We start from the raw sequence: 21,042 nt of genomic DNA, 5'->3' as shown, positions 1-21,042 counted from the left end.
TATCCGGCTCAAAGAAATGAAATGGTGATGAAATGCAGAAAACAAAAAGAAAAACATTTCCTTTATTGCTAGGTTCCATTGTTGTTCTTGTCATCATATTCATCAACACGACACTAGGATCGTTTGGGGGGGAGAAAGGAAAGGGGGAGGAGAGCCGGGAATATGCAGAACTTGAAAAGGCGTTGATGAGTATTGAAGGGATTGGGGAAGTGATCATCTATCCTCATTATGAAAAGGGCGTAAAGCCTGCCGACCCGCTCTCGGACTATTTTTCACTGTCCAGCCGTTCCAATAAGACAGGCAATCCGCTGCAAGGGATATTAGTTGTGGCGGAGGGGGCAGATGATATGAGGATGAAAAACAGAATGAAGCAAATCCTTTCATCGGTACTGCAGCTGCCTGAACATCGAATTGTCATCGAAGAAATGAAGAAAAGGGGGACTCAACTTGAAAGCGAATAAACGAACAGTATGGTTTTTAACATTACTCAGCCTGGTAGCGGTCATCTCCATCTATTATTTAAACAGAGAAGCACCAATGCAGTTTGATGGGCTTGCGATTTTTGGAGATAAAGATTCTGATGCCATCACATTGACCAATACGAAAGACGCAACGAAGCCAGTCTTTGCCGAGTCTGTCCTATTTGAAGAAATGCGGATGCAAGTCCTGGACGAGCGAAGCAAGTTGAAGGAACAATTAGAGGCAAAGACACTTTCTTCGGATTATACGGTCGAGGAGAAAAATGAAGCATTTAATGCGCTGGAAGATCTGACGAAACAAACGTCAGCAGAAGCATTAATGGAAATGCAAATCAAAGCGCTGGGCTATCCGGAAGTGTTCGTCCGTAAAGATAACGGCAAGGTCGCTGTAACAGTGCTGGCCCAAGAAGGCCATTCGAAAGAATTGGCAGATGAAATCACCAAGTATATATGGGCGAACTGGGATGACACTCGCCAGGTAAAAGTGGACTTCACTGGAAATTAAGCATTTTAGGATTAAAAAAATATAAAAGGCTGTACACAACAGCTGGTTACACGAGAGAACATTGCCCTAATTCTCAAACTTTGGTAAGAATGAATGGCAATGTTTCGTTAAAAGGCCCATTATCAGGGTCTTTTTTTGTTTCTATCGGACATAATAACCTTTATCTATTTCATTCTTTCGTAAAAACGTCTAAAATAAAGGGGAAGGGATTCTAAATATATTGTAGTCAGGAGAATCGAGTCATGTTAAAAATCCAAGAAATTCGTGAAATAATTAAATTGATCGATCAATCATCCATTGAAAAATTTACATTCGAATCGGAAGGAACAAAAATCAAACTTGAAAAGGCTGGCATCCAACAAGTGACTGTCGCCCCGCAAGTCCAAAAAACTGAGCAAGCGCCAATCCAGCAGCCAGTAGTGGAGCAACCGGCTGCAGCGCCTGTTGCTGCGGCTCAACCAGAAAGCAAAGAGCATCAGCCGGCTGCAGCACCAGCTGAGAAAGTGCAAGAGGACGCTTCATTGCACAAAATTACTTCACCAATGGTAGGAACATTCTACAAAGCCTCTTCGCCGGACGCACCTGCATATGCTCAAAAAGGCGATCAAGTGAAACCGGATACTGTTGTTTGCATCGTGGAAGCGATGAAGCTGTTTAATGAAATTGAAGCAGAAGTTTCCGGAGAAATCGTGGAGGTTCTTGTGGAAGATGGGCAGCTCGTCGAATACGGACAACCTCTCTTCCTCGTCAAAGAGAATTGAGGAGGAGTTTGAAATGAAAAAAGTACTAATTGCAAATCGTGGTGAAATCGCAGTACGGATAATTCGAGCATGCAGGGAAATGGGAATTAAAACAGTGGCGGTCTATTCGGAAGCAGATCAGGAAGCCCTTCACGTTGAACTTGCGGACGAAGCGTATTGCATCGGACCAAAGTTGTCTAAAGATAGCTACTTAAACTTTTCCAACATTATCAGCGTTGCTAAATTAACGGGATGTGACGGCATTCACCCGGGCTACGGCTTTCTTGCGGAGAATGCGAGCTTTGCGGAGCTTTGCGAAGAAGTGAATATCGAATTCATAGGACCGACTGCTGCGGCAATATCAAAAATGGGTACAAAAGACGTTGCAAGAGAAACGATGCGCCAAGCGGGAGTTCCGATTGTACCTGGATCGGACGGAATTGTTGCTGATGAAGTCGAAGGATTAGAAGTCGCGAAACAGATAGGTTTCCCAGTCATTATTAAAGCAACAGCTGGCGGTGGCGGTAAAGGGATCCGCGTCGCAAGAAATGAAGAGGAACTTGTAAAAGGAATTAAGATCACTCAAAAAGAGGCAGCTGCCGCGTTTGGCAATCCAGGTGTCTACTTGGAGAAGTTCATTGAGGAGTTCCGCCATGTCGAAGTTCAGGTGCTTGCCGACAAGCATGGTAACACGATCCATTTAGGTGAGCGGGACTGTTCCATTCAGCGTCGCATGCAGAAACTTCTGGAAGAAGCTCCGTCACCGGCTTTAACGCCTGAATTGCGCCAAGAGATGGGAGAAGCTGCAGTGAAAGCGGCTGAAGCCGTTAATTATCGCGGTGCAGGAACAGTGGAATTCATATTTGATCATATTAATAAAAAGTTCTATTTCATGGAAATGAATACAAGAATCCAAGTGGAGCACCCTGTCACGGAAATGATCACTGGCATTGATTTAATAAAACAGCAATTGCTCGTGGCGGCAGGTGAAAAGCTGGCATACAAGCAAGAGGATATTAAGATTAACGGATGGGCTATGGAATGCCGGATCAATGCGGAGAATCCAGAGAAAAACTTCATGCCATCACCGGGGAAAGTGACAATGTATATGGCTCCTGGCGGTTTCGGCGTTCGCGTGGACAGCGCGATGTACCCGGGCTACTCCATTCCGCCGTTTTATGATTCCATGGTCGCTAAACTCATTGTGCATGGTGATACGAGGGAAGAAGCGGTTGCACGCATGAAACGTGCGCTTGGAGAATTTATTATTGAAGGCGTCAATACGACGATTCCGTTCCACTCGAACTTAATGGACCACGAGGTCTTTAAGTCAGGAGATTTTGATACGAAGTTTCTTGAAAAATATGATGTGATGAAATAAGGGAGATGCCGATTTCTTCGGCACTCCTTGGCATAGCATGATATCCGAGGAGGAGATTTGGTATGGCAGAAAAGACAAACCCATCATTTGTCGGAAAAGATCCGGAAGGCCATGCGGCACTTGGCCGTGTGCAGCTTGCGCCTGAAGTACTGGAAGTCATTGTCGGCATCGCGACAAATGAAGTGGATGGTGTAGCAAAGACAAAAGGCAATTTTGCCACAGGCGTTGCTGAAAAATTTGGCAAAGTGAACCATGGCAAAGGGGTTAAAACGGATTGGTCAGACGAAGAACTGAAAGTTGATATTTATTGTGTCGTCGAATACGGCCATTCCATACCGGAAGTCGCGACAAACATTCAAAAACAAGTTCGTCATGCCATTTACCATATGACTTCGCTCGAAACGAAAGAAGTGAATGTCCACATTACTGGCATCGACTTCGACGTGGCATCGGACACAAAATAGTGCATGCCGGATGATGGGATGCACTCATCACATCCATGACTGCGCTTCGAACAGTCCTATGGAAATCCGGGCAGAGAAAAGCATCGTCTTCGGATGATGCTTTTCAACTTGTTATGCTATATAAATACTCGCAGGATATGCTATGATTAAGCCCGAGATATACAGTAGTGGAGGAGAAGACTGAATGAAACGAAGAGAAGCCAGGGAAAAAGCGGTACAGACGCTTTTTCAGTTGGATAATACCGAATTGACTGCGGATGAAGCGATTGCTTATGTAGTAGAACGGCCGATCGATCCATTTTATGAGAAGCTCGTGCGCGGCACTGTGGAGCATTTGTCGGAAATTGACGAACAATTGATTGGCAAATTGGAAAAATGGTCATTGGACCGTTTGCCGAAAATCGAGCGGACTGTATTGCGCTTGGCAGCTTTTGAATTGCTGTTTGGCGGAGACGTGCCGCATAAAGTCGTATTAAACGAGGCAATCGAGCTTTGTAAGCTGTACGGAGATGAAAAATCAGGACGATTTGTAAACGGTGTTCTTTCCAAATTCGAAGAACAAGAATAATTATTGTCTGGAGGAATCAGTGATGACTGGCAAAGTGATTGATGGACGTGTAATCGGCAAGGAGATTAGGGAAGAGGTAAAGCAGAGTGTCGGCAAACTGGTGCATAAAGGGTGTCAGCCAGGACTCGCGGTCATTTTGGTAGGTGATAATCCTGCCTCGCAAACCTATGTGAAGAACAAGGAAAAGTCGAGCATTGAAGTCGGAATGAAGTCAGTCCTCATCGAACTTCCTGAAACAGTCTCGACGGACGAGCTGTTAGGAAAAGTAGAAGAATTGAATCAGGACGAAAGCATTCATGGAATTCTTGTGCAGTTACCGCTGCCGAAACATATAGATGAAGATTTAATTATCGGTTCGATTACTCCGGCGAAAGATGTGGATGGATTTCATCCGGTAAATGTCGGAAAGATGATGATTGGACAAGAGACATTCCTGCCCTGCACTCCACATGGCATCATGGCTTTATTGGAACGGTCAGGCATCGATCTCGAAGGGAAGCATGCCGTAGTCATCGGACGTAGCAATATTGTCGGTAAACCAATGGGACAGCTGCTGCTCCAAAAAAATGCAACCGTCACTTATTGTCATTCTCGGACAACAGATTTAGCCAGCTTTACGAAGCAAGCCGATATTCTAGTGGTCGCCATCGGGATTCCAAAATTTATTACGGCTGAGCATGTCAAAAAAGATGCGGTTGTCATTGATGTCGGCATGAACCGTGATGAAAACGGGAAGCTTTGCGGAGATGTCGATTATGAACAAGTGAAAAATGTGGCATCAGCTATTACGCCCGTCCCTGGCGGAGTAGGTCCTATGACCATTACAATGCTATTGAAAAATACATTGCAAAGCGCTGAGAAGGCTTGCGCACGCCACTCCTAATGCAGCAAAAGCCAGCGGAAGGCGGACGCTTTCCGCTCGAAATGCGAAAGCCATTCCCTTGTCCATTCTTTGTTGGAGGTGAAAAATGATATGACCGGTCTTCCATACTTATCTGTCAACGCGTTAACCAAATACATAAAAAGAAAATTTGACGCCGATCCTCATTTGCGGAATGTTTTCGTCAAAGGCGAGTTATCGAATGTCAAAGTCCATCCGAGCGGTCATATCTATTTCACTTTGAAAGATGACAAGAGCCGGATTCAATCAGCAATGTTCCGATCGAATGCATCCCAATTAAAATTCAAACCTGAAGAAGGAATGAACGTCCTGTTGACAGGCGACGTCAATGTCTATGAAGCGAGTGGCCAGTACCAATTGTATGTCCAGACGATGCAGCCGGACGGAGTTGGTGCCCTTTATTTGGCATTTGAGCAGCTGAAGGAAAGTCTTGGGAAGGAAGGATTGTTTGATCCTCGCTGGAAACAGCCATTGCCTCCTTTGCCCAAAAAGGTCGGTGTCGTGACGGCTCAGTCGGGTGCAGCTATCCGGGATATTTGTTCAACGATAGCCCGTCGGTACCCGCTAGCCGAAATTGTTCTGTTCCCAGCAGTTGTACAAGGACCGCAAGCAGCCCCTTCTATTGTAAAAGCGATTGCCCAAGCGGAATCTTTCGGTTCCATTGATGTCTTGATCGTCGGCCGAGGCGGCGGTTCCATTGAGGATTTATGGGCTTTTAATGAAGAAATAGTGGCAAGATCCATATTCTCCTCTAAAATACCAATTATTAGCGCGGTCGGGCATGAAACGGATACGACCATCGCTGATTTTGTTGCGGATCGCCGAGCTCCGACACCTACCGCGGCAGCAGAAATGGCTGTCCCTTCCAAAGAAGAGCTCTTCGAACGGATTTTAGAGAGAAAACGGTCTCTTTATCTATCGTTATCAAATCAGATTAAACATGAGAGAAGGCGCCTGTCTGTCTGTGAAACTTCTTATCCATTCCAATTTCCAGAGAGGCTCTATCGTCCGTTCACTGAGAAATTGAGTGTCTTAGAGGACAGACTCTATCGAAGCGGGAGAGAAATTACTACGAAACGGAAGATGGAACATCAACGATTGGACAGGATCCTTGCATTTTATTCACCTGCCCAAAAGATCAGCGAGGAACGGCGAAATATCGACCGGCATACGGACAGAATGAAACTAGCAGCAAATCGCTTTCTTCAATCCCGACAGGAGCGATTCACATCGTCCATCCGAATGTTAAAAGCGTTGAATCCACTCCAGATCATGGAACGTGGTTTTTCTGTCACCTACCAGGAGGGGCAAGTCGTTAAAAAAGCGGCTCAGCTTGAAGCAGGGGATCCGGTCCAAATTCGGCTCCAAGACGGCGTGGTTGAAGCAGATATAAAATCGGTACGATTGAACGACGAGGGGGAGAACTAAATGGAAAACGACAATCTTCGTTTTGAGGAAGCGATGCTCAAATTGGAAGAGATCGTCCAGCGATTGGAAACTGGTGATGTGCCCTTGGAGGATGCGATATCCCTATATAAAAAAGGAATGGAGCTATCGCAATACTGCCATGGTAAATTACAAGATGCGGAGAAACAATTGATTTCGGTCATTGATCCTGATGGGCAGCAAAGACCGTTCAATCCGGAAAAAGGGGCCGAAGCTAATGAATGAGAGACTCAAGCGGTTCATAGATGAAAAGATGCCAATAATCGATCAGGCTATGGAAGGCATGTTGGAGGAAGCGGGAATCCCTTCCTCACTGAAAGATTCCATGGCTTATTCCATCCAAGCGGGTGGCAAACGGATTCGGCCAATGCTCGTTCTCGCAACCTTGGAGGATCTGCAGGCGTCTTCTGAAGATGCAGTGGCCGTAGCCTGTGCTGTTGAAATGATCCATACTTATTCGCTGATCCACGATGATTTGCCGAGTATGGACGATGATGACTTTAGACGCGGAAAGCCGACGAATCATAAAGTTTACGGCGAAGCGGTTGCAGTTTTGGCAGGCGATGCACTGCAGACATTGGCCTTTAAACAATTATCAACGTTGAAAGAGACCGATCCGCAAGATGCCCTGCGCATTATTACTCTCCTGGCGGATGCCTCTGGACCAAGCGGCATGGTTGGCGGACAAGTGCTTGATATTGAAGGGGAACATCGTTCTTTATCACTTGAACAATTAGAGACGGTTCATCTGCACAAGACAGGCGCACTGCTATCATTTTGCATAGAAGCCGGTGCCATCTTAGCTAAAGCGAACGAAGAACAAATTGTGAAATTGAAGGATTATGCGAAAAATATCGGTCTCGCATTTCAAATAAAAGACGATATTTTGGACATCACTTCTACGACCGAGCAGCTTGGAAAGACTGCTGGCAGCGATGCTGAAAGGGAGAAATCGACGTATCCCGCCTTGCTGGGGCTCGATGGAGCAGAGGAGCGTTTGCGCAAGCATCATCAATCCGCTTTGGAATCAATTGAATTCCTCGCTGATGATCAGCCGCTTTTAGGTCTTTTCGCTGATTATATTGTCGATCGTAATGCATGAAGCGGAAAAGGTTTGAATTTATCTCATCCCTTCGGACCAATATGTTGTATTGGGGACCCTTCTTGGTATAATGAAGAAAGCGCTGTTGGAATCGTGGCAATCAATTAATGAAGGTGCGTGATAATGATGGATCTCACTCAGATTAAAAATCCATCTTTCGTTAAAAATCTCGATAAGGACCAATTGGCGGAGCTTGCTGCTTCGATCAGAAAATTCCTCATCGAGAATTTGTCTGTAACCGGTGGTCATATCGGACCAAATCTTGGCGTTGTCGAGTTGACAATCGCGCTTCATAAGATGTTCGATAGCCCGGAAGATAAATTCATATGGGACGTAGGGCATCAGGCATATGTCCACAAAATTTTAACCGGCAGAGCCGGTGATTTTAATACGTTGCGTCAGTACAAAGGGCTCAGCGGTTTTCCAAAGATGCTGGAGAGCGAGCATGATGTCTGGGAGACTGGGCATAGTTCGACGTCCCTTTCTGCGGCGATGGGTATGGCGGCAGCTCGGGATATCCAAAAAGGGAAGAATTTTGTTATTCCTATTATCGGAGACGGCGCATTGACTGGCGGGATGGCACTTGAGGCATTGAACCATATCGGCCATACACAGACGAATATGACTGTCATTTTGAACGATAATGAAATGTCCATTGCACCGAATGTCGGAGCCCTTCATGCAGTGTTAGGGAAGCTCCGAACCGCTGGCAAGTATAATTCAGTAAAGGACGAGCTGGAATATATCTTAAAAAAGATTCCGGCCGTTGGTGGAAAAGTCGCGTCAGCTGCCGAACGGGTCAAAGACAGCTTGAAATATCTTCTCGTTTCCGGAGTATTTTTCGAGGAACTCGGCTTTACCTATTTAGGTCCTGTCGATGGACATGATTTCAATGACTTGGAACGGAATTTGCAATATGCGAAAAAGATGGAAGGTCCTGTCCTTCTTCATGTAATTACGAAGAAAGGGAAAGGCTACCGTCCAGCAGAGGACGATAAAATCGGTACGTGGCATGGCACCGGACCGTATAAAATAGATACGGGAGATTTTGTTAAATCCGTATCAGCCGGCCCTGCATGGAGCAGCCTCGTTTCTGAAACGGTCAGAAAGATTGCCCGAAAAGATGAACGTGTCGTTGCCATTACTCCAGCGATGCCGGTCGGTTCAAAACTGGAAGGGTTTGCAGCTGAATTTCCAGATCGCTTCTTTGATGTAGGTATAGCGGAACAACATGCCGCCACGATGGCAGCTGGCCTTGCGACACAAGGAATGAAGCCTTTCCTCGCGATCTATTCGACTTTCCTGCAGCGGGCGTATGACCAGATGCTGCATGATATTACAAGACAGAACTTGAATGTATTTATCGGCATCGACCGGGCCGGCCTTGTCGGCGCGGATGGCGAAACGCATCAAGGTGTATTTGATATCGCATTTTTACGTCATATGCCGAATTTAGTGCTCATGATGCCAAAAGATGAAAATGAAGGACAGCATATGGTTAAAACTGCTTTGGAATATGATCAGGGTCCAATCGCTATGAGATATCCACGCGGTAATGGAATCGGCATTCAAATGGATGATGTGCTTAAAACCATTCCAATCGGTACATGGGAGGTTTTACGTGTCGGTACAGATGGTACGATTCTGACATTTGGTACAACGATTCCAATGGCATTGGATGCGGCGGAGCAACTGGCTGCTAAAGGCATGAATATCCAAGTGGTAAATGCACGGTTTATCAAACCGCTGGATACGGCGATGCTGGATTATTTATTCGCGGCAGGCAAACCGATCATCACTTTGGAAGAAGCTGTCTTGGCAGGCGGGTTCGGAAGCGCTGTCATCGAATATGCGCACGATACGCTAAAGGATCCGGCACCAATTAGACGAATGGGTATACCAGATCAATTTATTGAACATGGCAACGTAGATAAACTTCTTGAGGAAATCGGCATGACATCCGAAAATCTGGCCCGAATGATGGAAGATTTCATACTTGAACAGAAGACGGAAAGGGAAATCGTATGACAGGTCCACGAAAGGAACGGGTCGATATCCTGCTAGTCGAACGCGAATTAGCGGAAACCCGTGAGAAAGCAAAGCGATCCATCATGGCAGGTCTCGTCTTTTCAGGCGAGACCCGGATGGATAAACCGGGAGAAAAAATTCCGGTTGACGCTCCTTTGATCGTGAAAGGGTCTGCTCTTAAATATGTCAGCCGTGGCGGATTGAAACTGGAGAAAGCTTTAGAGGAATTCGATGTCTCGGTCGAAGGCAAAATCCTTTTGGACATCGGTTCTTCAACGGGAGGTTTCACGGATTGTGCACTGCAAAATGGTGCAGCACATTGCTATGCCCTTGATGTCGGGACGAATCAGCTGGCTTGGAAAATCAGGCAGGATCCACGGGTAACGGTTATGGAGCGGACCAATTTCAGGCATGCGACCCCGGATCAGTTTCAGTTGGGGCGTCCCCAGTTCGCAACTATTGATGTGTCGTTTATTTCCCTTGGTTTGATTTTTCCTCCTCTCAAGCAAATTCTCGAGCCCAATGGCGATGTCATCGCTCTTGTCAAACCTCAATTTGAGGCTGGAAAAGAAAACGTCGGGAAAAAAGGAATTGTCAAAGACCGCACGATCCATCTGGATGTATTGAGAAAAGTGGCTGATCTCGCGATGCAAGAAGGGTTCTCTCTTTGCGGAATGTCATATTCACCGGTAACGGGAGGGGAAGGGAATATTGAATTCCTTTTTCACTTGCGTTCGGAAGAACACCCGTCAACTCATTTTGAAGAAGGAAATTTCAAGGCGTTGATCGCAACCGCACATGATGAATTGACGTAACGCGCAAACTTGCGCGTTTTTCGTCTTATGAAAGAAAGCCGTACTTACTATGGTTATCGGAGTGATGAGTATGAACAAAGGACAACGGCATATCCGCATTCGAGATATTATAACGAACAATGAAGTGGAAACGCAGGACCAGCTGGTCGATAAACTGAAAAGTGCAGGCGTCGATGTTACACAGGCGACGGTTTCGCGTGACATTAAGGAGCTGCATCTTATTAAAGTGCCTTTGCCTGATGGCCGCTATAAATACAGTTTGCCGCAGGTCCATAAATTCAATACGGAAGATAAGCTCCGCCGGATGATGGCGGATGCCTTCGTGAGCATCGACAGTGCTGGCTATTTCATCGTCTTGAAGACCTTGCCCGGGAATGCACATGCTGTAGGTTCGCTCGTAGACAATTTATCGTGGGATGAAATGCTAGGCACCATTTGCGGCGATGATACGTGCATGATCATTTGCAGGGACGAAAGGGTAACGCAAGAAGTGAAGGAAAGATTGCTCTCCATGATCTGAACAAAACTGGGAGGACTGCCTGTTTGGCTAAACAAACTTTCCGCTTTTTGGTAAAAGGGGATTTGCCAGCTTTCGCTTCAAGGACGAGATCTGCATTTGTTTATAGGGCCAACGTTGTTTGGCTGTGCTTGAATGGAGAAGCTGCAAAATGCTCAGTTTCACGAACATTTAGTACTGTTAGGGGCAGTAGTAATTTGTATGACAGCTGCAAAAGGGGGGACAAGTGGTGTTACGGGAATTATCAATCCGGAATTTTGCCATCATCGATCATCTTGAGGTGACATTTGAGGAAGGCCTTACTGTATTGACAGGTGAAACGGGGGCCGGCAAATCGATCATTATAGATGCTGTTCAATTGCTTGCTGGAGGAAGAGGCTCACAAGAGTTCATTCGCCACGGGGCACCGAAAGCCGAGCTCGAAGGATTGTTTATAATGGATGACCCGAATCATCCTGTTTTTGATAAATTGCTGGAGGCTGGTATCGAATCTGACGAGGGCATGCTCATTTTACGCCGTGATTTGAATGCCAATGGGAAATCAACTTGCCGAGTCAACGGCAAGCTGGTCACAATCGGCATACTCCGGGAAATCGGTGCCCAGTTAATTGATATTCATGGCCAGCATGACAATCAGGAATTGATGATGGAAAAGCGCCATATCCATTTGCTAGACCATTTTGCGGGGGACGCGTTGAAAAAGGCGCATGTCAATTATTCGGAGTTGTATTCTGCTTATGTGAAGCTGAGGAAGAAGCTGGAGGCAGCAACAGAGAACGAACAGCAGGTGGCCCAGCGAATTGACCTCTATTCCTTCCAATTGAATGAGATTGATTCAGCCGGTCTTGTGATTGGAGAAGAAGAGGAGTTAGAGGCTGAACAGAACAAATTACAGCACTTTCACCGTCTTTTTGAACGGTTGAATACTGCTTATGAATCGATTAGCGGAGACATGCATGCCTTGGACTGGGTAGGATCTGCCATGAGCGATTTGGAAGACGCAGCCTCGGTTGATAAGACGCTGGCTGCACATGCAGAATCGGTAGCGACCAGCTTCTACACTTTGCAGGATACCGCTCATGATATTAAGAATTTGATCGATCAGATGGAATTTGATCCTGGCCGCTTAGATTTTGTGGAAAGCCGGCTGGCGCAGCTTCTTACGCTGAAACGTAAATATGGCAGTACTGTTGAAGAGATCTTGCTGTATCGAGACAAAATTGCAGATGAACTGGATCAATTAATAAATCGGGATGAACGGCTGGAAAAAGGAAAGGAAAAGCTTGAGCAGCTAGTCCAAGACCTTGCAGTGGAAGCTATGGAACTTTCCTTAATCAGGCAAGATGCGGCAAAACAGTTGGAAACCGCAATTTTGCAACAGTTGAAAGAGCTCCATATGGAAAAAGCTACTTTTGAGGTGAGGGTGACCCAACAGCCCGGCACTTTTGATATGAATGGTTTTGACGATGTCGCTTTCTTTATCTCAACTAACGTCGGCGAACCGATGAAACCGCTCGTTAAAGTCGCATCCGGAGGAGAATTGTCCAGGATCATGCTGGCTCTGAAAACGATCTTCTCCAAACATCAAGGAATCACATCGATTATTTTTGATGAAGTGGATACAGGTGTAAGCGGACGGGTAGCGCAAGCTATTGCTGAAAAGATCGCTATGATCGCGACGCATTCGCAGGTACTGTGCATATCGCATTTACCGCAAGTCGCTGCGATGGCGGACCACCATTATCTCATTAAAAAAGAAGTGAAGGATGACCGTACGATAACCGCCATTTCTGATATTACAGGAATGGATCGGACAAAAGAGTTGTCCAGAATGTTATCGGGTGCGGAAATCACTGAATTGACCTTGCAACATGCAGATGAATTGCTGTCTTTGGCAGACAATCGAAAAAAAGCATTCCGTCCTTAAATTGGATGGAACCGATAAGAAAACGTGCATACTCTTATGTGCGTTTTTTCTTTTGTCTGCAAATCGTTGACCTTGCCGCATTTAATCGTAAGGATGACTAAATCATGTGGATAGTGTATGTACTTTTACCTCATCCTATTATGGATAATTACAATGGCCATGCGTAAATCATGTCGTTTTGCTTGAATTACCCTCTTATAACATCCCCGCGAACGGACATACCATAAGTATCTTAAATGAGGAGGTGAACTATGGGATGGAATAGACGACTCAAGCTGACTGTTTCGTTTGCCGCACTGTTATTTTTATTGCCATTCCATTATGATAAAGCTGCTGCGGATAGCGGTTCAGTCATTCCGATGGGAGAGTCCATCGGCATCCAAATGGATTTGTCCGGCGTGTTTATAACGGGTGACGTGCTGATCAATGACGAAATTTGGTTGAAAGCCGGCGACTCCATCCGCCAGCTAGGCGATAAAGAAATCAAAACAGTGCAAGATGTAGAAAGCTTCTTACCGAAGGTTAAACAGGAACAGATCCGCTTGCTCATTGTCCGCCATGGCGAAGAGAGCGAAGTGAATGCCGATTCAAATGCCCTCAAACGCCTTTTCCCGTTTTTGAAAGACCGTACGGAAGGGACAGGGACCTTAACGTATGTCGACCCCCAAAAAGGGACATACGGGGCGTTAGGCCATCAAATCGTCGATAGCTCATTGAAATCACCACCTTCCTTTAAAGATGGAACGATCTATCTTTCGGAAATCGAACAAATAAAGAAGAGCGTTCCGGGAGTACCTGGCTATAAAATTTCTTCCATCGTTAAAGATGGGGATTATTTAGGAAAAATCAAGACAAACGGAATTTACGGCATATTTGGAACGTGGAATGATGCCTCAAAGAAAGTGTTAGCCGCTCCTTTAGAAATTATGCAACCGTCTGAGCTACAGCTAGGGGAAGCTGAGATCTATACGACCGTCAAAGGGACAGAAGTAGGAAAATTCACCATCAAGATCACAAAAATCGAGGAAGAGCAGTTCCATTTCATATTGACTGATTCAAAATTGCTTGCTGAAACAGGAGGCATTTTGCAGGGCATGAGCGGCAGCCCGGTCATTCAAAATGGAAAATTTGTCGGGGCCGTTACACATATGTTTGTGGATGAACCCAAAAAAGGAGCCGGTCTTTTCCTTGTCACAATGAGGAATGGTGAAAAGTAACCGCGGCTTGAGGCGAATTAAGCTATCCAGTTGGTTGCATTTAAGCTGTAAGGCGACAGGCAAAGGAAGGAAAATGCGTTTTCCTTCCTGCCGCCTTACATAATGACAGCATTTTCTTGCTGGCGGAAAAACGTTGAAGTTAGTCGAATTTTAGGGAAATCATAATACATAAGATGCATTTTTAAGTTCACGAGAGGATTCTTCAACCTTTTGTCGAAAATTTCCTAAGCACAGGACGATAAAATCAATATGGACATTATTTAGGGGGATTGGAATGGAGAAAGTAAAAATTGCAATTGCGGATGACAATAAGGAACTGGTTCGGACGATGAAAACATTTCTTGAAAACCAGGCTGAATTTGAAATTATTTGGACTGCGCACAACGGCAAGGTCTGTTTATCAATGTTACAAGAGGAAGTCCCGGATATATTATTACTCGATATTATCATGCCGCATCTGGATGGCATCGCTGTGCTTGAAACGCTTAAAACGGATGCAGAGTACAGTGATATGCATGTCATCATGCTAACGGCATTTGGCCAAGAAGATGTCATGTCACATGCAGCAAGTTTGGGAGCCTCCTATTTCATGTTAAAACCATTTGAACTCGATCGCCTTGTGAATCAAATATTTCAAGTGGCAGGCACGCAAAAACCTGCAAAACAAGCGAGTCAGGAAAATACAAGTTCAGAAGAAGGGCCAATTAATCAAAAAATGCTTGATACGACGATTACGTCCATCATTAAGGAAATTGGCGTCCCTGCCCATATTAAAGGTTACGCGTTCCTTCGAGAAGCAATCCAAATGGTATATATGGACGTGGATTTGCTTGGGTCTGTTACAAAAGTACTATATCCGGACATCGCTGAAAAGTATAAAACAACTCCATCAAGAGTGGAACGTGCGATCCGACACGCAATTGAAGTTGCCTGGAACCGTGGGAATTATGATGTTATCTCTAAAACCTTTGGATATACAGTACACCATTTAAAAAGTAAACCTACAAACAGTGAATTCATTGCCATGATTGCAGATAAGATTCGGATCGAGCATATGGCCAGCTAACAGCAATTATGAATATATTTATTATTTTTTTCTAAGCCGACGAGTGTGCATTTTCGTTGGTTTTATTTTTTTGTAATAAATATTGAAGTGAATGATAGAAAAACAGATGGGATTTCCTTTTATTGCTTTGTATCCTTTTAACTATCCAAATAGTCGGGTAAATCGATTATAATGAATTATAAACGTTGGAGGTGAGGAATGTTGCTGCAAGAGAACGAATACTTCGACTTGTATGTTGTGGATGAAGTGAATGTCTTTTTACGTTTGAAAAAAGGGGGATTCCCGATAAAATCCTTTGATCGGATCATCCAACAACATCCAAGAATAAAGATCCAATCATTCCCTATCCTGAAGAAAGCGCTTACGGAAGTAGGAAAAGAACATGTAATCGGCACTTATATTCCATTGATGGAGATTGAAGTCCAGTCCGATCGGATGAAAGCGCAGCTCTATTTGAATGTGACAATGGAGGAATTTGAAAGCAGACGACAGGAACTGCTCCGTCAAGTAGAAGAGAAAATAACTGATCTCGGGATACGATATGGAAGGGTATCACTCGATTCCATACCATTCATACCAGGGGCGCCCATCGACATTGCCATCGGCAAAGAGCCTGTCCAAGGAGCCGACGCAGAAATTACGTATATGGATCGTCCAGAACGGAAACCGGTTATTCGAGAAGACGGTTCCGCGGACTATTATGAAATGAATTTTGTTACACATATTAATCAAGGCGACTGGCTTGGTGAAAAAATACTCCCGCGAGAAGGGACGCCTGGAATGGATATCCTTGGCAACGAAATTCCAGCTCCGAGGGGCAGTGATGCCCGCTTTGAATACGATAGTAAATCCATCTTTGAAGTGGAGGAAGGAAATAAAATCGTGTTACGCGCCTCGCATAGCGGTGCGTTGGAATTTCATCATGGGGTTATTAGCGTAGGAGCCCAGCTTGTGGTCAATGGAGATGTCGGACCGGAAACAGGATCTATTACATTCGATGGTGCGGTTCGTATACTTGGCACGGTTCTAGCAGGATATTCAGTCAATGCAACGGGGGATATTTCAATCGAAGGCAAGGAAGGTGTAACAAACTCAAAAGAAATATGTTCTTCCGATGGTGATCTTTACATAAAAGGCGGTGTCTTCGGTGGAGGCATGTCTGTCATTGAGGCGAAGGGCGATATCTTTCTGAAACATGCAAACAATTGCAAAATATTTGCTTCAAATGTTCATGTCGGTCTCTATATGCTTGGGTGTGAAGTGGTAGCAGAGCGGGTACATGTGGATACGAACCGAGGAAAAATTATCGGCGGCCACATCGAAGCCATGTATACCATTGAGTGTGCATATGCTGGTAATCAGCATGAACGCACAACTCATCTTCATGCCAAAGGGGTGGATAAGGACTTGATTTATAAGGAAATTCAGCATTTGGCTCAAGAGTTGAAAGAAATTCAGGCAACCACACGTAAGCTTGAGGAGCACACTGGAAAGTTCGAAGCGACCGCTGGCCAGTTGGCTGGTCAACAAGCCGAAGCACTGCAGAAAATGCAGCAATCGGTTGAGACGGGGCACGAAAAAATGTTGGAGCTTGATAAAGAGATCCAACTGGGGATGAGGAAAATTAGAAATGCGATTCCGCCCAAGATTGAAGTATCCAAAGAAGCCTATCCGGGTGTTGTGATTCAGATTGGCCATAAATCGACGACGCTGACAAAGACGGCAAAAGGTGTCTTTGAAGTCTTTGACAATGTGCTCAATGTCTAGACCCCTCGTTTTCGCTCATCGCGGTGCTTCCGCCCATCGTTTTGAAAACACCATGATGGCGTTTAAGGAAGCTGCTCACCTTGGTGCGGATGGTCTGGAAATTGATGTCCAGATCACGAGTGATGGTTTGCCGGTCGTCCTGCATGATCCAGGTTTACAGCGAGTGGCCGGAAGGCGGTTGTCTATTTCTTCGGTGACTTCGAATGAGCTGCAGCAGATCCGGATTGGAAAAAGGTTTTGGAGGATATTCATGGGAAGTCGAATCCCTACTTTAAGGGAAACAGTTTCATTCTGTTTACTGCATCAACTCGCACTGAACATTGAATTGAAGGAGACTGTTGTAGAGAACCCAGAATCACTCCCGGGTATATTGGAAATGGCTTCTTTGCTAGATCAAGTACATTTTTCCTCGTTTGATTACGGAATTCTTCAAAAGGTCAAAGCGCTAGAGCCGAAGATGGAAACGGCTTTGTTGCTGAAAAAGCGTCAACTTGCGCCTGAACTTCTGAATAACTTTGAAGTGGATAGCTTTCATTTTCATAAAAGGCTTTGGAAACATCCTTTTCAAGAGATGCTTACTAACTCAGGAAAAATTCTTAGAATGTATGGAGTAACAGGCAAGGAAGTATCCCTGCAAGAGGATGGGCGAATTGCTGGCTGGATTACAGATTTTCCGGAACGGTTTGCCGTCCAAAAGGGGAATATCGTATAAAAAAGCAGTCGGATTGATATCCGACTGCTTTTTTGATTTCAATTGAAGAGCCTATGTAATACCTTTCAACCAGTCAACGCTTTTCCTGAAACTTTTCTTGAACGCGTCCTTTTCTTCGGTCGCGTCTGAGCAGAAACCCGGCGAAGAAGCCGAGGCCGGCAGCAAACAAGAGAAAGCCGATCAAAAACTGCAGCCAAATAAACGGAAAAGGACTGAATAAGATTCCGAACAAAGAATCCCTCATCAGTTTGATGCCAAAAGCTGCCATCAGACCTGGTATGAGAAGGACGATAAACGCCGCCAAACGGGCCATTGTTAACAACTCCTTATCGATTTTAATTTTACCGTGTCATCAATTATTGTCAAGAAAGGAGTTATGGTGTATGATAAAAATGGATTTGCAAAAGATTGCATTCTTGTTAAAGGAGATTGAATATCCTTGCAAAAGGTTCTTATTATTGGAGCAGGGAATGGCGGCTCCGCATTATTGCATCTCATTAGCAAATTAGATTTCATGCAAGTTTTCGCAATCGTGGACCAGGATGAAAATGCTCCCGGCTTACAACTTGCCAAGGAGCTTGGCGTTCGAACAGGGAAACAATGGGAAGCGTTTTTGAAGGAACCCGTCCACATCGTATTCGATGTTACAGGAGACCCTGCCGTTTTTGCGGAACTAATGGAACACAAACCGCCAGGAACCATGCTTGTACCTGGTTCAGTGGCTAATTTAATCGTTCATTTATTGAACGAGAAAAATCATTTTATTCAACAAGTTCAAACTGAGATTCATAAGCAGCAGCTCATCTTCGATTCCGTTGAAGAAGGGATGATCGGCATTAATGCAAAAGGAAAAATTGATTTTATCAATGAAAGCGCTTGCAGAATGCTGGGTGTCCAGAGCGAACGGATTATTGACATCCCAATCGAGGAGATTATTCCTGAAAGTAAACTTGTAAGGGTTTTCAATTCGGGGAAAGTCGAGTTGAATGAGGAACTTCAACTGCCAAATGGGTTGAAAATAGTCAGCTCCAGGTTCCCTCTTTTCACTTCAGATGGGGAAAAAATCGGCGCATTCGCTGTCTTTAAAGATGTCTCTGAAGTCTTGAAGCTGGCTGAAGAAATAACTGATCTGAAACAAGTGAAAACCATGTTGGAAGCTATCATCCATTCGAGCGATGATGCTATTTCGGTTGTAGACGACAAAGGCAATGGCATCTTGGTAAATCCTGCGTATACAAGGATTACCGGACTGTCCGAAGACGAAGTGGTCGGAAAACCGGCCACCGTAGATATTAATGAAGGCGAAAGCATCCATATGAAAGTGCTGAAGACGAAGAAGCCTGTGCGCGGAGTCAACATGCGTATTGGAGAATCCAATCGGGATGTCATTGTCAATGTGGCTCCGATTATTGTCGACCAGCATGTGATGGGCAGTGTGGGAGTCATTCATGATATAACAGAAATGAGAAGTCTTATGCGTGAGCTCGATTGGGCTCGATCTATTATCAGGAAACTTGAATCTACATATACCTTTTCAGACATCAATGGAAGTTCTCCGGATATTGAGCTTGCGATTGAACAAGCTAAAGTTGCCGCCGCTAAATCCTCGGTCCCAGTTCTCTTGAGAGGCGAACCGGGGACAGGCAAAGAACTTTTTGCACACGCTATCCATTCGGGCAGCGATCGCAAAAGCCATAATTTTATCCGGGTGAATTGCAGCATCATCGACCCGGCCATCATCGAAAAGGAATTGTTCGGTGAAGCTCAGGACGATGAAGGAGGAAGGGCTGGACTACTTGCGGAAACAGGAAAAGGGACGCTGTTTCTCGATGAAATATCGGATTTGCCGCCAAAAACACAAAAGCGGCTGCTGGATTATATCGTGAACAGAACGGACCAGCATCTATCCGATCAAAATGGACTGCATGCCCGTATCGTCACTGCTAGTTCGAAAAACCTTGAAAAAGCGATGCATGATGGCAAGTTTAACGAAGAGCTATATTATCATCTGAACCGATTATCGATCCACATTCCGCCATTGCGGACGAGAAAGGGCGATATTCCGGAAGTGGCCAATCATCTGCTCGGCAAATTGAATCAGGAATTCGGCATGAATGTAGAGTTAATCACAGCCGAAGCACTGGATCGGCTTGCCCAATATGATTGGCCGGGCAATGTGCGAGAGTTAGAGAATGTGCTCAGCAGGGCGATGATTTACATGCAGCCCGGCACAGCAGCCATTAAGGAAGAGGACATTCGGAAATCGCTCTTCTCAAATGATGCCAAAATAGAAGAGGAAGTTTCACTCGAGAAAAGCACACTTGCCTCCATTATGGATGATTATGAACGAGCTGTGCTCGAAAAGGCGATGCAGGAGAACGATGGCAACAAATCGCTAACTGCGAACCGTTTAGGCATATCGCTCCGTTCCCTTTATTATAAGCTGGAGAAATATAAATTGATTTGATAGGGAGTGATAATAATGGCGTCACTCGATTCACTTATTGATAAAGCGGCTGCTTCGGATACCCGGCCAGTCGTTTCCGTCGCCAGCGCTGCAGATAGCCATGTGCTTGGGGCTGTCAAAATGGCATTGGAGAGGAATCTTGCATCGTTCCGCTTATTCGGTGACAAGGAGGAAATCCGATCGGTCCTAGCTAAAGTTGATCCACGTCTTTTGGACAATGGCTTCATTGAAATTGAAGACGCGTCAGATCAGCGAATGGCGGCAAAACTGGCAGTTCAATCGGTGTCCGGCGGTCAAGCGGATGTTCTCATGAAAGGGAACTTACCGACCGCAACCATTCTGAAGGAAGTATTGAATCGAGATTACGGTTTGCGCAAGGAGACGATCCTGTCCCACGTAGCGGCTTTTGAAGTTCCTGGTTATGAACGGCTTCTATTTGTGACGGATGCGGCGATGAATATCGCACCAGATCTTACGGAAAAGGCTCAAATTGTCCGCAATGCCGTTCTGGCCGCGCATGCATGCGGCATCAGCAAGCCGATTGTCGCTCCCCTTGCTGCAGTTGAAACAGTGAATCCAGCCATGCAGCCAACCTTAGATGCAGCTGCGCTTGTCGCCATGAATCACAGAGGGCAGATCAATGGTTGCATCATTGACGGCCCGCTGGCATTGGACAATGCGGTTTCACGTGAAGCTGCAGAGCATAAAGGGATTGAAGGAGAGACGGCGGGCAACGCGGATATTCTGCTAGTTCCTAGTATAGAAGCTGGAAATATTCTCTATAAGTCCCTCATGTACTTCGCAAATGCGAAAGTGGGGGCAGTGATCCAAGGGGCCAAGGCACCTGTCGTGCTTACTTCACGATCAGATCGCATGGAAAGCAAATTGTATTCACTCGCGTTAGCAATACTTGTATCACAACATTAAACATATAACTGGA

At 45.3% G+C, this 21,042-nt stretch carries 21 protein-coding genes; 20 read left to right on the top strand and 1 reads right to left on the bottom strand.

What is annotated here, in order from left to right; translation table 11 throughout:
* Positions 1-32: 32 nt before the first annotated feature.
* The 18 genes from L7D49_RS14090 to L7D49_RS14005 all read left to right on the top strand — a co-directional run bounded on the left by L7D49_RS14090 (position 33) and on the right by L7D49_RS14005 (position 17,635).
* A complete protein-coding gene (locus L7D49_RS14090) occupies positions 33-461 on the top strand; it encodes a hypothetical protein (RefSeq protein ID WP_238081917.1) in 429 nt (142 codons plus the stop codon).
* Positions 448-984 (top strand): SpoIIIAH-like family protein, encoded by a 537-nt coding sequence (locus L7D49_RS14085; protein WP_238081915.1) that lies wholly within the window; start codon positions 448-450, stop codon positions 982-984. The genes L7D49_RS14090 and L7D49_RS14085 overlap by 14 nt, the downstream gene beginning before the upstream one ends.
* 242 nt (positions 985-1,226) lie before the next feature.
* Complete coding sequence (accB, locus tag L7D49_RS14080) at positions 1,227-1,745, top strand: acetyl-CoA carboxylase biotin carboxyl carrier protein (RefSeq protein WP_238081914.1); 519 nt, start codon at positions 1,227-1,229, stop codon at positions 1,743-1,745.
* A gap of 13 nt (positions 1,746-1,758) precedes the next feature.
* A complete protein-coding gene (gene accC, locus L7D49_RS14075) occupies positions 1,759-3,105 on the top strand; it encodes an acetyl-CoA carboxylase biotin carboxylase subunit (protein WP_238081912.1) in 1,347 nt (448 codons plus the stop codon).
* Positions 3,106-3,167: 62 nt separating this feature from the next.
* Positions 3,168-3,569 carry an Asp23/Gls24 family envelope stress response protein gene (locus L7D49_RS14070; protein ID WP_238081910.1) on the top strand — a complete coding sequence of 134 codons (402 nt, stop codon included), beginning with the start codon at positions 3,168-3,170 and terminating at the stop codon, positions 3,567-3,569.
* 184 nt (positions 3,570-3,753) lie between these two features.
* Positions 3,754-4,137: a transcription antitermination factor NusB gene (nusB, locus tag L7D49_RS14065; RefSeq protein WP_238081908.1), complete on the top strand. Its 384-nt coding sequence runs from the start codon at positions 3,754-3,756 to the stop codon at positions 4,135-4,137.
* Positions 4,138-4,159: 22 nt separating this feature from the next.
* Positions 4,160-5,020, top strand: a complete 861-nt coding sequence (gene folD, locus L7D49_RS14060; RefSeq protein WP_238081906.1) for a bifunctional methylenetetrahydrofolate dehydrogenase/methenyltetrahydrofolate cyclohydrolase FolD — start codon at positions 4,160-4,162, stop codon at positions 5,018-5,020.
* Positions 5,021-5,110: 90 nt separating this feature from the next.
* Positions 5,111-6,466, top strand: a complete 1,356-nt coding sequence (xseA, locus tag L7D49_RS14055) for an exodeoxyribonuclease VII large subunit (RefSeq protein ID WP_238081903.1) — start codon at positions 5,111-5,113, stop codon at positions 6,464-6,466.
* On the top strand, positions 6,467-6,709 hold the full coding sequence (locus tag L7D49_RS14050) for an exodeoxyribonuclease VII small subunit (RefSeq protein ID WP_238081900.1): 243 nt from the start codon (positions 6,467-6,469) through the stop codon (positions 6,707-6,709).
* Positions 6,702-7,586: a polyprenyl synthetase family protein gene (locus tag L7D49_RS14045; RefSeq protein WP_238081898.1), complete on the top strand. Its 885-nt coding sequence runs from the start codon at positions 6,702-6,704 to the stop codon at positions 7,584-7,586. Before L7D49_RS14050 ends, L7D49_RS14045 begins: the two co-directional genes overlap by 8 nt.
* 126 nt (positions 7,587-7,712) lie before the next feature.
* Entirely contained in the window at positions 7,713-9,614 is a 1,902-nt protein-coding gene (dxs, locus tag L7D49_RS14040) for a 1-deoxy-D-xylulose-5-phosphate synthase (protein WP_238082769.1), read from the top strand.
* Complete coding sequence (locus tag L7D49_RS14035) at positions 9,611-10,429, top strand: TlyA family RNA methyltransferase (protein ID WP_238081895.1); 819 nt, start codon at positions 9,611-9,613, stop codon at positions 10,427-10,429. The genes dxs and L7D49_RS14035 overlap by 4 nt, the downstream gene beginning before the upstream one ends.
* A gap of 70 nt (positions 10,430-10,499) precedes the next feature.
* Positions 10,500-10,949, top strand: coding sequence for a transcriptional regulator AhrC/ArgR (gene ahrC, locus L7D49_RS14030; protein WP_238081893.1), 450 nt, complete (start codon positions 10,500-10,502; stop codon positions 10,947-10,949).
* Between the two features lie 226 nt (positions 10,950-11,175).
* Complete coding sequence (gene recN / locus L7D49_RS14025) at positions 11,176-12,873, top strand: DNA repair protein RecN (RefSeq protein WP_238081890.1); 1,698 nt, start codon at positions 11,176-11,178, stop codon at positions 12,871-12,873.
* Positions 12,874-13,124: 251 nt separating this feature from the next.
* The gene (locus L7D49_RS14020) at positions 13,125-14,090 is read left to right on the top strand and encodes a SpoIVB peptidase S55 domain-containing protein (protein WP_238081888.1); all 966 of its coding nucleotides are present in this window, start codon (positions 13,125-13,127) and stop codon (positions 14,088-14,090) included.
* Between the two features lie 274 nt (positions 14,091-14,364).
* A complete protein-coding gene (spo0A, locus tag L7D49_RS14015; protein WP_238081885.1) occupies positions 14,365-15,156 on the top strand; it encodes a sporulation transcription factor Spo0A in 792 nt (263 codons plus the stop codon).
* 198 nt (positions 15,157-15,354) lie between these two features.
* Positions 15,355-16,923, top strand: a complete 1,569-nt coding sequence (locus L7D49_RS14010; protein WP_238081882.1) for a DUF342 domain-containing protein — start codon at positions 15,355-15,357, stop codon at positions 16,921-16,923.
* Complete coding sequence (locus L7D49_RS14005) at positions 16,907-17,635, top strand: glycerophosphodiester phosphodiesterase (protein WP_238082767.1); 729 nt, start codon at positions 16,907-16,909, stop codon at positions 17,633-17,635. The genes L7D49_RS14010 and L7D49_RS14005 overlap by 17 nt, the downstream gene beginning before the upstream one ends.
* Positions 17,636-17,708: 73 nt before the next feature.
* On the opposite strand, the gene L7D49_RS14000 is transcribed toward L7D49_RS14005, so the two are convergent.
* Positions 17,709-17,948 (bottom strand): DUF2627 domain-containing protein, encoded by a 240-nt coding sequence (locus L7D49_RS14000; RefSeq protein WP_238081879.1) that lies wholly within the window; start codon positions 17,946-17,948, stop codon positions 17,709-17,711.
* Positions 17,949-18,074: 126 nt separating this feature from the next.
* Between L7D49_RS14000 and L7D49_RS13995 the strand changes: the two genes are divergently transcribed.
* Together L7D49_RS13995 and yqiS are read left to right on the top strand one after the other, a co-directional pair.
* Positions 18,075-20,102, top strand: a complete 2,028-nt coding sequence (locus tag L7D49_RS13995) for a sigma 54-interacting transcriptional regulator (protein WP_238081876.1) — start codon at positions 18,075-18,077, stop codon at positions 20,100-20,102.
* Positions 20,103-20,117: 15 nt separating this feature from the next.
* Positions 20,118-21,029 (top strand): phosphate butyryltransferase, encoded by a 912-nt coding sequence (yqiS, locus tag L7D49_RS13990; RefSeq protein WP_238081873.1) that lies wholly within the window; start codon positions 20,118-20,120, stop codon positions 21,027-21,029.
* The last annotated feature ends 13 nt before the right edge of the window (positions 21,030-21,042 follow it).

This window comes from Sporosarcina cyprini, from assembly GCF_022048975.1.
GTDB lineage: Bacteria > Bacillota > Bacilli > Bacillales_A > Planococcaceae > Sporosarcina > Sporosarcina cyprini.
The sequence above is the reverse complement of the archived record's forward strand: the minus strand, read 5'-3'. Positions and strand labels throughout refer to the sequence as shown.